The organism is Paenibacillus barengoltzii G22, from assembly GCF_000403375.2.
Classification (GTDB): Bacteria; Bacillota; Bacilli; order Paenibacillales; family Paenibacillaceae; genus Fontibacillus; species Fontibacillus barengoltzii.
The window spans coordinates 444,257-457,740 of sequence record NZ_KE159655.1 but is presented as its reverse complement, the minus strand read 5'-3'; the positions used below and the strand labels follow the sequence as shown (position 1 = coordinate 457,740).

Sequence of the window (13,484 nt, the reverse complement as noted above, 5' to 3'; positions counted from 1 at the left end):
TGATGAGATCTAAGTTTAGTCCAGCGATCTCGTACCTTCCCATCGCCGGAACCACACTCCTAAGAATACCATGATTGCCAAGGTTCCTGTAAGACAGGTAAGGATTCCAGGTTCAAGCAAAGAGCTCGCCGGGATCGGGAGGGAGGCAGTGTTCGCGACCCCGTATTGCATCCAAAGGCTAACGAACCGGGCAGCCCAGGCGCAAGGGATATAGATCCAGTTATGATCCCCAAGACCGGTCAGCAGAAGGGCAGACACGAGGCTCTCCAGAATCCCAAGACCGATGGATGCCCCTTTGCCAAAGCGCAGACCCACGTAGAGGTGCAGGGCATAGAGAAACATACTGCTTCCGAACAGGAGCCCAGCGGCTTCGATATAGAATGTGAGCCCATACGGCGATTGAGACAATAGATAAAGGAAGCCAACTCCGAACCCCACCGAAGCCAGAATTGTGCTGCCCAAGCCCAGCAGGAGAAGTACGGTCAGCTTACCAGCCAGGGCGATGAGGCGGTTCGGCAGGGTGAGAAGCTGCTGATAATTTCCGGCGGCAGCCTCCTGGTCCGCAGCGATGGCACAGATGATACCGATCATCGTTGGAAAAGAAACCGCAAGCACCTGCAAATAACCGCTCACTTTAGAAGCCGGCGTAAACGGAGTATAGGCGTAATAACCTAAGAAAATCACAATCCCGGCCAGCGGGACGAGCAAGTGCACCCACAGGGTCGGTTGTCTGTGGAGCTTGATAAGCTCGGATCGGAGACAACGGAAGTAGGTGCTCATATTACTTGGCCTCCCGATGGCGGAATACACGCATCGTCAGGATGCACAGCAGGAAGAACAGGACGAGCGTGATCAGCACCCCTGGCAAAATAACGCTCTTGTCCCACAAGGCATCGCCTTCGGGAACCGGCAATCCGTTAGGAAGCACGCCGATCGCGGCGCACATCAGCCGAGACGGAATCGCATAAGGCACAGCCCACCAGTAAGCGGTCGTAGCCAACAGAATGTTGCAGGCGATGTTCCCCAGCACATTAAGGATCATCGTAGCAAACATGCCGATCCGGTCGGTTAAGAACAGACAGAGCGGGATCTGCCAAAGGAAGGTCAGAAAGAGCAGCGAGCTGCCCAAGGCGTGGTCGGCCAAAGTAAATCCAGCAGGGAAGACCAGATCGCTAAGCGCAATCCCGAGCATTAAAATGACCGAAGAAACAAGAAACAGCCCGGCGATCACTCCGATTTTACCGAGCCAAATCTTTGGCAGAGGCACTGGCAATCCGAGGATCGCTCGATATTTCAGCTTTTTGCTATCCTTTTGGATCACACCCGTACACATCAAGGTGAGCGCTCCGGGAAGCAAAAGGGTATACCACCAGTTGTAGCTGGCGATTTGAAAGAACGGCCCAGCCATCAATCCTGTGCATAGCAACAAGGTTAGCAGAGGAGCCAACCAGGTTAGTTTTCTCGTAAAAGTTCGTTTGGTTTTAAGAAATTCAGCACGGAGGAATGCCTGCATCCTATTCGTCTCCTTTCCGGTGCTCACGAGCAATTTGCATAAACAGCGACTCTAGATGTTCTCCCGGAGTAACTGCCTCTTGATAAGCCAGCACGCCTCCGGCAATAATGCCGATGTGATCCGCGATTTGCTCCACTTCGGACAGGACGTGGCTGGACAAGACAACCGTGATCCCCATCTTTGGAAAAGAGCGAATCAGCTCGCGCAGCTTCTGAATGCCAAACGGGTCGAGACCGTTGGTCGGCTCGTCCAGAATCAGCAGTTTGGGGCGGTGGAGCAGGGCAATGGCGATTCCCAGTCGCTGCTTCATTCCCATGGAGAACTGGCCGGCGCGTTTTTTCCCGGTGTTCGTTAAACCCACCGTCTGCAACACTTCGTCGATTCGAGTATCCGGTAGACCAAGAAGTGTAGTCCGTACTTTGAGATTTTCGCGGGCGGTTAAGTTTTCGTAGAGCGGAGGCGACTCAATGAGAGCGCCAATTTGGGATAAATGTTCGCGTGACCAGGGGGCGCCTAAAAATTCAATCTCGCCGGAAGTCGGCCGCAGCATGCCGGTCAGCATTTTAAGAAGGGTGGATTTTCCGGCCCCGTTGGGACCAAGCAGCCCGTAAACGGAGTTCTCCTGAATCGCAAGCGAGACGTTACGGACGGCTTGCTGCCCCTTAAAGCTTTTACATAGGTTCTGCGTCTGCAGAATAAGGTTGTTGTTCATGTGTACTCATCCTTTTCATCCATTCTGGAACCTATGGTAAGGGGGAATTATAAGAATTTGATAAGGATTGCGGAGCTAATTCGAAAAAAAAGAAGCTTGATTTACTTCAACGTAAAATCAAGCTTCATCGGGATTTGTAAGGGTGAGCTGGAAAATTGCAGGAATGAAACAGGCGTGATATGATTAGGATAGAAATAAGGAGCCGGACGGCCATCCGACTCCCGGTACAACATTTTGGGTGGGAAACCTCCAAAGTGTTTGGATCAATAACCCGCACCCTTGGCGCTAACCTGGGCGGGTTATTTTCGTTTATGCAGGTAAGTGAGCAAAGCTAGCACGAACATGCCGAGCATAAGCACTTCCGATAACGAAAATTGCATGAGCATCACCTCCGCTCTGGAGGCGATACTTCCCCACCCAAGTCTGTTGTACAACCATATTATATCAATAAATCTAGTAAATGGGTATTTCGAGACTTTGCTCCAACGTAAAATCAAGCTTCATCTGAATATCCGAACCGCGTTTGAAGTACAACGTGTACTCTCCGGGTTCCCACTGCAGATTGTTCAGCCGCATTTCAAAGGCTGCTAAGCTTGGTTTTGGACAAACCCGAGCTGGAGATCATATTTCGTGTTTCTGACCAGCGTGGGATACACGTTTAGAAAAAGTACGATCATGGCGAGAATCTCCTCAAATTTCCCGCCTCACAATCCGTGCATGATTTGATACTCCGCCCATTTATCTACTTTGCTCTTCAAGAAGAGATGACTCCGGTTAGGCAAGACCATGCTAGGTAAAATCGAGTAAGTATCATATGAGCGTGTGCCCTGTAAATTTTCTCTTTTCTTCCGATCCAACTCCAGAAGGTCCTGCAGGTCACTCATGGGAATGCCTAGGTAATCGGCTAATTCACTTTCAGTTAAGATCGACTTATTTGCGATATCCGTCTTGGCATGAACCTCCTCCTCGGACTTGTCCTCTCCCCGTTCAGCTAAGATGTAGCATCCTCCTAGAAAAGCAGCGGCGAGAATCAAACTGCAAATGATATGACTGTATTTCTGCATTCCATCTATGCCCTCCCAAATATTAACAACCACATTCAAGTATAAGGCATAGAAAAATGGATACCAAGTCATTTCTTCACAGATGTTCTGTTCCCTCTCTCTCAACTACTCTCCTGCAAAAACACCTGCTCATGAAACAGCGCTTTGATCTCATCGGTTTGTCCTTTTCGCGCCAGAACATATAAGGTGTCCCCGGCTTGCAAGCGGGTGTGGCCTCTTGGGGTGATCATTTTCTGGTCGCGGATAATGGCGTTGACCAACGAATCCTGCGGCATTTTTAGCTGTCTAAGCTCTTGCCCGTCTGCGGCGGAGTTTTCACTGACTTGGATTTCTACAATTTCGTGATTGGTTTTGCCCATAGATACTAGCTCTAGTGCATGTGGAACTATGGTTTTCTTGCCTTCGGACAGGCCTAGAAGATTTGCTAAAGGCGAGATCGTCGCCCCTTGAATTAAAGCGGAGGTCAACACAACGAAGAAGACAACATTGAAAAAGAGGTGGCCATCTTCAATCCCGGCAATGAGTGGGTAGGTGGCCAGCACGATCGGCACTGCGCCGCGGAGTCCGGCCCAAGAGATCAGGAGCTTCTCTTTTACGTTAAAATTCATGAACATCGTACTGAGGAAGACGCCGATCGGCCGGGCGACAAACATCAATAAGATGGATAACGCCATGCCTTGCCAGATGATATGAATGAGATCAGCGGGGAAGACCAGAAGTCCAAGCAGAATAAACATGAGGATTTGCATCATCCAGGCAAAGCCTTCGTTAAACCGGAAGATGGAGTGGCGGTAGGTGAGGTCGGCGTTACCAACCCACATCGCCATGACATAGACGGCAAGAAGTCCGCTCCCTTTGAGCAAGGACGTAGAACTGTAGGTAAAGATCGCAAAAGCCATCGCTAACACGGGATACAGCCCGGAGGAATCGAGGTTGATTTTGTTGATGCACCAAACCGCGATTTTTCCTAAGAGCAAGCCCATCGCCAACCCCAAGCCCATCTGCCAGAAAAAACTCAAAATCATCGTGAACATACTAGCATTCGGGGATTGGATCAGCTGGATGACTGAGACGGTTAAAAAGACAGCCATCGGGTCATTCGACCCGGATTCAACTTCAAGGGTGGAGGTGAGCTTCTGCTTGATGTTTTTCTCGCCGAGCACTGCAAATACAGCCGCGGCGTCCGTTGAACCGACGATCGAACCAAACAGCATACCTTCCAGCCAAGTGACGTCCAGGATGTATTTTGCGCAAGCCCCAATGACCAGCGTGGTCAGCACAACCCCGAGGGTCGCCAGCGACAAGGAAGGAGCCAATACGACACGGACGTTCTGCCATTTGGTTTGCAGCCCGCCTTCAAACAAGATGACAATCAGTGCCATGATGCCAAAGAGCTGGGTGATCACGGCGTTGTCATAGTAAATAAACTTACTTAGGATCATGCCGACAGCAATAAAGAATACGAGGGAAGGCAAGCCGAGCCGCGAGGAAAACTTGGTGGTAAACACTCCGATGAACAACAGCAGGGAGAAGAGAAGAATCGTATTGTCAATGGTAAAGGGCAAACGATCACCTTCCTTTATCTGCTTGATAACTATATTTTACCTTTCGACTATGGAGCTCGACAATTCATTTATATGCCTTGTACGGATTTTTTCGACCTTATGTGTTGATTTAATCCATAGATAGATCCATGATAAGTCATCTTCTATACAAAACTGTCCGTTATTTGACCGCCTTCTGTCCTTTGCATGTCCGCTTATAGACCGATAGAGCTGGATGATAAAGAATAAAATGTTAGTGTCGGTCACATAACATTAACTTTGTAGGGCTGCGATAGATTTATCGTGGTTCTTTTTTTATTGCAATTAAGGGCACTGCAATGAGAAGAGCAAGGTTCGGAAGGGAGGTGATGAAGTTGAGCTAAGAACATGTAGGTACAATATTCCTATTTATCAACTAAATAGGAGATCCGATAAGAGATATGAATCAAAAATCCTTAATATGGAAGGAGAGGGAAATTGTATGAGGAGGAGCAAAGCAATATTAACTTGTCTTGTCGCCCTGTTGTTTTTAGGAAGTTTGGGGCCGGTATCGTTAAGGGCAGAAGGAGAATCCAGCTGGAATTCCCTTGGGGTGGTAAAGCCACCTGTTGAACACAATTCTAGCCCATCCGTGACGAAGGATGTATATACCGTAACGAATAGCGTTTATCTACTCGCTGCTGAGAAGACGGAATTAGTCATCTATCCGGGGGAGAGCGTCCGATTTACAAACGATACATCCAACTTAATCTCGATTACAACGGATGCCAAATCCAGCAATGATATTCGCTATGATTATGTTTCTTACAACAGTGAAGGCAAGGTAACTTATGATGATCTCGCCCATACTGGCAGTGCAAGCGTGCTATCCAAAGGGGGTACCACGGTCATTACTGTGGATTATCCTTATCCTCTGACGGTCAGTTTTAATTCGGAACTTTCATATGCTTACTCCCCGGTTCCTGCCCTGTTAAAAAAGACGTTACGCCGAGGAGAGAGCTACTTCATTTCCAATCAAGCTTATGCAGGTCGATCTATTATGAGTGACGCGACTTCAACAAACGGGAAACGTTACGATTACGCGGTTTATAAAGAAGATGGGTCCCTAGAGAAGTCAAGTTTTGACACATATACCAAGCCTTCCTTCAGCGTGGGTGATTCGATTATTTTAACCGGAGCCTCAGAAGAACCAGTAACGATAGGTGTCCCTTACGAAGGCTTCATTGGGTATGAAACGGATGAACCAGCCTATGACAGTGTGCTGCTGTATCCGGGAGAGAGCTATAAGTTTACAAACGTAGGTACGAAATCGGATCGAATTGAACATTCTGGAACCACCAAGGACAAATTTGACTATGTAGTTTATGACGCGAATGGTACGGAAACCTCACGGGGAACGAATACCTCGACCATGCCTTTGGTAGCCGTGGGAAGGTATATGACGCTAACTCTTCTTACCGATAATCCGGTCCGGGTTGGGGGTCCGTACAGATCCTTTATGGGCGGTAATCGCCAGGATGACGCTATTAGCCGAGTAACATTATCTCCAGGTGTTTCTTACAAATTTACCAATAATGGCACACTTCGTAATCCTGTGAATAACAATGCCAGAGAGGTGGATGGCCTGTACGATTATACCGTTTATGAGGCGGATGGCAGCTACTACTCCCAGGGCTTTGATTCGATTAGTACACCACAGCTGCCTCCCGGCGGGTTTGCGATCATTACCGTGCAAGGGTCGGTCCCTGTAACCTTTGATTATACGGACGATTTTTCTGCTGAAGTCAGTGCGGAGCCGTCTCACTTCCGGGTAACTCTCTCGCAAGGCGAGAGCTACGAATTTACGAATATCTCTTCAAGCCTTCGTACATTGCGGTCCAATGCAACCTCCAGCAACCGATTTGATTGGGTGGAGTACTATCCAGACGGAACGCAGCAAGGAAAACGGGAAAATACGTATACAGACCCGCAGGTATCTAGTGGGAACTCGATTGTTGTTACGGCAGTTTCGGCTCCGGTAACCTTCGGTGCAAATTATCGCCTGTTCTCGTGGAAGGACAAACCGGGGGAGGCGATCTCCAAACAAATCGTTCGGTTAGGTGAGTCTTATACGTTTAGCAACACAGGCTCAAAGTCGATTGTTATCAACAGTGATGCGCGGGATGTTGGAGGCATCTATGACGCCGCCGTTTACCGCGCTGACGGCAGTGTCTATAGTGTATCGTTTGAAGAAACAGGGAATGTGACGATTCCTGCCGGAGGGTATGCAATTATTACTGGTCAATCTGCAAGTCCGGTGAAGATCTCTTATACGGACACGATCACAGTAGCTTCTTCGGCAAATCCTGCATTGCTTCGGGCTACGGTTGCTCCGGGTAATGCTTATACCTATAAAAATATAAGCAATGAAACAGAATTCCTGTATAGCAACGCCACCATGAATACAAATGAATTTGCCTATGTCATCCGGCGTCCGGATGGAACCGTGCATAGTGAAGGCGCAAGCCGGTACACGTCTGTGCAAGTTTCAGCAGGCTACACCATTACGGTAACTCCGCTGGCGGCTCCGATTACGTTCGGAGCGGTATATACCTCGTTCACAGGCACGGCGGGCGAGGATCCGACGGTTAAACGGGTGACTTTGTACCAAAACGAAAGCTATCTATTCACCAACTTGCAGGCTTCCCCTCAGACCTTGACCAGCGATGCGAAGGCTAGTCTGGGTACGGGGTACGACTACGCAATTTATCGGGCGGACGGTATGCCAGATACAGCGAAGTTTGATCAGGACGGTAATCTCTCCGTACCCGCGAACAGCCAGGTTGTGGTGACGGTAACTACGGATCGAGCCGTAACCTTCACCTATGGACAAGCTTTTCAAGCAAGCCCAAGTGCAGAACCGGCATTGTTGAAACGTGTACTGGAACCGGAACAACGGATCGGATTTAAAAACATCGGCAACTTTGAGGCAAAGCTGACGACCAATGCTAACATTTCGGCTAACCGGTACTTTGACTTCACGATTCTGGATGCCTATGGAAACATCGTCCGGCAAGGGAATCAAACCGCGACCTCGTACGATGTACCAGCAGGTGGGACGATCCAAGTGAAGACGACTTCGGCTAACGCGGTTCTTTTCACGGCTCCTTACCGCAACTTCGAATTTGTGCACGTAGAGGAGTACGTGTTTGAGGACTTGCTGCATCGTCAGGTTTTATACGTGTACAAACAAGCCGGACAGAGCGGCTATTACCGATTTACAGCTCCTGAAACAGGAAGGTACCGTTTTGCAACCAAAGAGCTGCAAAATTTTGCGATTCAACCGATCCTTACGTTGTACGATCAACCGAATTTGCGTACTGCGCTTGCCTCGAGCAACGAGAATGAGCAGGAGTTCGGACTCGATTACACCGTTCTGTAATTCGATCTTCAGGCCGGCAAGACGTACTATTTGAAACTTGAAGAGGAGAACGCTCTCCCGCTTGAACTGCAGCTAATGGCGTCGATCATGACGGTGCTTCCAGAAGCAAAGTTCAACTATCGTCCGGATGGACGGCTTACTGAGATTTTGTTTCCAACTGGAGACAAGTTGATTTACGACTATGACCCGAATGGGAATTTGAAATATCGAACGAAAAAAGTCTTTCCGTTCCAGTAATGTGTCGACATTGAACCAAAAACGAAACTCACGGGGTGATTAAGGATGTTTAAGAAAGTCATCGGTCTGGTGCTATCTATATCACTGATTAGCACGGGCTTATTGGACGCCGTGTCTTTTGGCGCTTCTGTGGATCACAGAGGAACGGATAATTCAACAACCGCTTCCTCGGCTTCCACTGAATTCCTGACCGTATCCGGGATCATTCGTCAATTTGACGTTCGTGAAAACTGGATAGATGAGCAGTTGTCCAAAGGATATACACTTTATCAGATTTATCAGGCATTACTTGGCGGAAAGGATGGTTATGAGAAGGCCATTTCTCAGTTCAGGCCCGCGTGGGAGATCGAACAAGCTGCGGACTTGTTCCCAACGTCCGGGCAGGCCAAAGAATCTTCGGCGCAGAAGTCCAGCCTTCCAGTAGTATTCGCCGCTGCTGACGATTACGATCAATTGGCTATCGAACAACTATCGCTGCTGGATGAATCTTCGATGTATGAAATGGGTTATGCCGAGGATTCGGTTGACGCTGCTACTGGCAACGTGAGGCTCCTTGCTACGGATTTAACTCTGCCCGGGGCGCTTCCTTTTTGGCTAACGCGTATATATGAAAGTGCGCGGGCCAGTGAGGAAATCGGCGTGGCATTGGAAAATGGAGCTTATGTGAACCGTACAGCAGCCCGCCGGGAAGAGCGGGAATCTGCGCTAGGCCGGGGCTGGAGATGGGGGCTTCCTTTCATTGAAGAACGGGAAGGTACGCGGATTTTGGATTTTCCGGGGATTGGGCGTTATTCGTTATCGGATGATTTGAAGCTGCAAGGGTATCCATGGAATGACCTGTTGCTGACCGCGGACGCAACCAAGACGGTTGGAGGTCTGACTAGCGATACGAAGGTTTCGGTGCTGAACGGGAATCAGTATTATTTCAGCGCTTCAGGCCACCTCATTCTGATTGCTGACAACTATGGGAATCAGGTTGAGTTCTACTATACAGCCCAAAATAACGCAACAGTCCTGTCTCGAATCAAGAACAGTGACGGCAATGAATTGACTTTTGCCTATGCAGCCGGTCAGGTTACGGTAGCCCAAACGGGTACGGATCGGAAGATGGAGTACTACACGACAGTTGATAACGGCCAACCTGTATTAAAAGAGGTTAAAGATGCGTTGGGCCGGAGTACCAAGTATTTTTATACCTATCCGGAATCTCGTTATAATTTCTTGGCGGCTTTAAAGGATCAAGAGGTGCAGCAGCCGGTAAAGCGCTCGGCATTGTTAATGCGCGTGATCTATCCTGCTTCAGGAACGACTGAGTTCGATTACGTACCTGCTCGCAAGCAAATTGGTGAGTATGCAACGGACTTTGTTTTTAAAGCGAAGGAGCGCAAAAATGTCTACTCGACACCGCTAGGAGATGTTGTCCTCCGCCCTGTGGAGTTTAGTTATTCCGGTGAAGACTTGAACAGCTTTGGGCAGGCCGCAGCCTGGACCACGACGATTAAGGAAGCTCGAACCACAGATACGTTGAAATTTCGGAAGGCTTTTCTGGGCAGCGGTCAGCCGGATCGGTTGTATCTTGATGAGCAGAGAAGTGAAGAAGCAACCACGGGATTTGAGCGGCAATTTCGTTATGATGATGTGACGGGCTGGAATGTGCCTGTGCAAGTCACGGAGAGCTATTCGCAAGGAGGCAGCGAATCGCAGCCTCTTACGGCAACCTATCGATACAATGAACAGGGACAAGTGTTATCGGAAAACTGGAGTACCGGACAAGAGACGATTTACGAGTATACCGGTTCCTCCGCTCCTTACTTCTGGTCTCTGCCGAATCAGGTTCAAACCAAGATCAGAGATGGCCAAAAGCGTATCCATCGTTTCCAATACAATGAACGGGGGAGCGTGTCTCAATCCTCGGTAAGAGAAAATAGCGCTACCGGCAAGCTGCTGTCTCAAACGGATTGGGAATATGATAATTACGGCAATCCGTTAGTAAAGAAGATCAAGGACGATAAGCGGACGAATACAGTTAACTTTTCTTATGCATCTCCTTACGGGAAGCACTTGCTTACTAAACAATCGATGGTGATTCATGCGGTTGACGGAACATACATTGAAACGAAGCAGAATTTTACCTATACGGCCGCAGGGGATCTTCTTACGGCGGAAGATGAAGCAGGAGCTGTCACGACTTACACGTACGATGCACTTGGACGAGTCATAAAGGCGCTGTACAGCGATCAGTCCCAGACCACGGTTCAATATGACGATGACCATAATATCGTCACGACAACCGGGCCGGAAGGTATCGTCACCTTGGAGAAATATGATCCGTTTGGCTTTTTGGTTAAAGAAGTGGTGGATGACGCCATCTTCGAATACACCTACGATGAAGCAGGGAACTTGGACCAGCAAATCGATGCCGAACAAAACGTCACGAGATTTACTTACGACGGGTTCAACCGACTCACAAAAACGCTTTATGCTGACGGCTCGCAGGATGATACCAGCTATGATATGGTGAATCGCACAATAACCTACACGGACCCTGCAGGAGTTAAGCAACGACAGAAGCTGGATTTGCTGGGGAACACTATAGCCGTAGAAGAATGGAAGAACGGTGCGTTTACCCCATTGCAACAAGCTACTTACGATCTGGAAGGAAATGCACTGTCCGTGACGGACGGTAAGGGGCAGCAAACCCTTTATGAGTATGACGCATTAGGACGTCTTGTGGCGATAACCGATCCGGAGCAACGTGTTACGAAATATATGTATAGCTTGGCCGGCGATTTGATCAAGATCGAATACCCAGATAACACATACGTGGAAAAAGAGTACAACGAAGCGGGCAACTTGATTCGCCAAATGAATGAAGAACATTTGGTGGAGGCTTATTTTTATGATTCAAGAGGGAATCTAATTAAATCCTTAGACCATTCAAGCCGGTTTACGGAGTATCAATATAACAGCGACAACTTGCTTACAAAAATCCAGGCACCGGATCAAACGATTCAGTACACCTATGACGCGATGGGGCGTCGTACGGGGATGACCGATGTCACGGGGAGTACGGTATACAGCTACGATCCGCTGAATGGATCCTTAATGTCCATTCAGTATCCGGATGGCACGCGTATTGATTATACCTACAATAAACAAATGCGTACGGGGTATACGCTGACGGACGCCACCGGAAAAGCAGCAGGCGCAAGCTACACGTTAGATAAAATGAACCGGGTCAGCACATTAGGTGTCGTGAGAAATGCAGCGGGGACTAGGAAGTCTGCGTTAACTGCTGCCTCAACGGCATTGGCAGAAATCGATCGTATTACTTTTGACTACAAGGCCAACGGGTTGCTGGAAGAAGGTGCGTCAGCTAACGGACCAAGTACGTCTTACGGCTACGATGGCTATGATTTGACGGAGATGACAGTCACCGCTGGTGCTGCGGCTGCTGCGAAGAAAGCGGCTGTAAACGCAAAAGAAAATGCCGCGACCGTAACCGAAGCGGCATATGGCTTGGCCAAGATGAGTGTAGCTACCGGGCATACGTTTAGGTATGAATATGACCTTAACAAGAACATCATCAGCCGTATGCAAAACGGTGCTGTCGATACCTTTACTTATGATCCGTTGAATCGAATTCAGACCGAAAGCGGGTTAAAGAACAAACGGTACGCTTATGATGCACGCGGCAATCAGTTAACCGTGGAAGGCCGGGAACTCCGAGGCTTGACGAATGCGAACTTCACCTTCGACAGCCTGAACCGATTAACGAAGGTAAAACTGGAAGATGGCAAAGAAGTGAGCTATGTCTATAACGGGGACGGCTTACTCTATGAACGTGTGGAAGGGACCAACCGGACCCGGTATTATTATGATGAGGACGCGAAGCTAATCGCCGAAGCCAAGGTTAGCGGAGGCACGCCAAGCGTAACGTATACTTATATCTACGACCTGAGCGGACGTTTATGGTCTCGCGTGGACCAGGCCGGTGGCGAGGTGCAGTATTACCAACTCAACGGTCACGGCGACGTCATTGGCCTGACTGACAGCCAGGGCAACCAACTCAACACCTACACTTACGACATCTGGGGCAACCCGGAAACTGAAGAAGAGACGGTTCCGAACATCTTCCGTTATTCGGGCGAATACTGGGACAACACGACGGATCTCCAATATCTTAGAGCTCGTTGGTATGATCCGAACGCGGGCAGATTCGTCTCCAAGGACCCATACCAAGGCAGCATCGCGAATCCGCTAAGTTTGAACCGGTATTCGTATGTGGAGAATAATCCGTTGATTTATGTGGAACCGAGCGGGCATTTTAAATTTAAACCCAAAGATGTCCAGGAACTTACAAACTTACTGAATGAAGCGCGGGAGAAATCAGAGTTCAGTAAGAAGAATAAATACTATCAGGTATATAAAGATTTCATCTGGGAACGCTACGATTTTGGATCCTTTATGGATGAAAACCAATATAATTACTTGTACGGTTTGGTAACAGGGACGAGTGCCTATACCAATAATGCTGGTACAGCAAGTTGGGCGAGAGAACAACTAGTCGATGCGTATTTCGAACAGAAAGAAGCAGAATATGTCGCATTACTCGCTCTTGGAATGGCTGGCGGCATAGGTGGTAGATATACGGGGGCTAAAAGTGGTACTAAGGGGACGGGGAATGGTATTAGTCGCGATACCATTATTAATTCAGCAACACAGGCTAAAAAAGGCGGAGAGACAGTTGTAGGACATGCTCTTCAAAAACATGCAGGAAGAAATCCTGATATTTGGGGTAAAGTTAAGGGTGGTCCGGACCAAATCAATAAAACAGCACAGAAGCATTTGGAAGAAATTATTGATGCTCCGGGGGATTTCGTTAAGGTTACAAACAATAGGGGTATTACTTTCCTAGAAAAGAAATTACCTGATGGCAGAGGAGTAAGACTTAATCTTGACGGAACATTTAAGGGTTTTATTGACCAATAAA

At 48.5% G+C, this 13,484-nt stretch carries 8 protein-coding genes; 3 read left to right on the top strand and 5 right to left on the bottom strand.

Features of this window, described 5'->3' with window-relative positions:
- Positions 1–15: 15 nt before the first annotated feature.
- From C812_RS19820 to C812_RS19800, 5 genes are all read right to left on the bottom strand, one after another.
- A complete protein-coding gene (locus C812_RS19820; protein WP_016314428.1) occupies positions 16–780 on the bottom strand; it encodes a lantibiotic immunity ABC transporter MutG family permease subunit in 765 nt (254 codons plus the stop codon).
- A 1-nt stretch (position 781) separates the two neighbouring features.
- Entirely contained in the window at positions 782–1,513 is a 732-nt protein-coding gene (locus C812_RS19815; RefSeq protein ID WP_016314427.1) for a lantibiotic immunity ABC transporter MutE/EpiE family permease subunit, read from the bottom strand.
- Position 1,514: 1 nt separating this feature from the next.
- Positions 1,515–2,225, bottom strand: a complete 711-nt coding sequence (locus C812_RS19810; protein WP_016314426.1) for a lantibiotic protection ABC transporter ATP-binding protein — start codon at positions 2,223–2,225, stop codon at positions 1,515–1,517.
- A 704-nt stretch (positions 2,226–2,929) separates the two neighbouring features.
- Positions 2,930–3,289, bottom strand: a complete 360-nt coding sequence (locus tag C812_RS19805; RefSeq protein ID WP_157274755.1) for a hypothetical protein — start codon at positions 3,287–3,289, stop codon at positions 2,930–2,932.
- Positions 3,290–3,390: 101 nt separating this feature from the next.
- Positions 3,391–4,854, bottom strand: coding sequence for a potassium/proton antiporter (locus C812_RS19800; RefSeq protein ID WP_016314422.1), 1,464 nt, complete (start codon positions 4,852–4,854; stop codon positions 3,391–3,393).
- Positions 4,855–5,464: 610 nt separating this feature from the next.
- Between C812_RS19800 and C812_RS19795 the strand changes: the two genes are divergently transcribed.
- Genes C812_RS19795 through C812_RS19790 form a run of 3 tightly spaced genes read left to right on the top strand, consistent with a single transcriptional unit; the run spans position 5,465 to position 13,483 of the window.
- The gene (locus C812_RS19795) at positions 5,465–8,254 is read left to right on the top strand and encodes a hypothetical protein (protein WP_244268368.1); all 2,790 of its coding nucleotides are present in this window, start codon (positions 5,465–5,467) and stop codon (positions 8,252–8,254) included.
- A gap of 30 nt (positions 8,255–8,284) precedes the next feature.
- Positions 8,285–8,491, top strand: a complete 207-nt coding sequence (locus C812_RS22905) for an RHS repeat domain-containing protein (RefSeq protein WP_244268367.1) — start codon at positions 8,285–8,287, stop codon at positions 8,489–8,491.
- A gap of 45 nt (positions 8,492–8,536) precedes the next feature.
- On the top strand, positions 8,537–13,483 hold the full coding sequence (locus C812_RS19790) for an RHS repeat-associated core domain-containing protein (RefSeq protein WP_016314420.1): 4,947 nt from the start codon (positions 8,537–8,539) through the stop codon (positions 13,481–13,483).
- The last annotated feature ends 1 nt before the right edge of the window (position 13,484 follow it).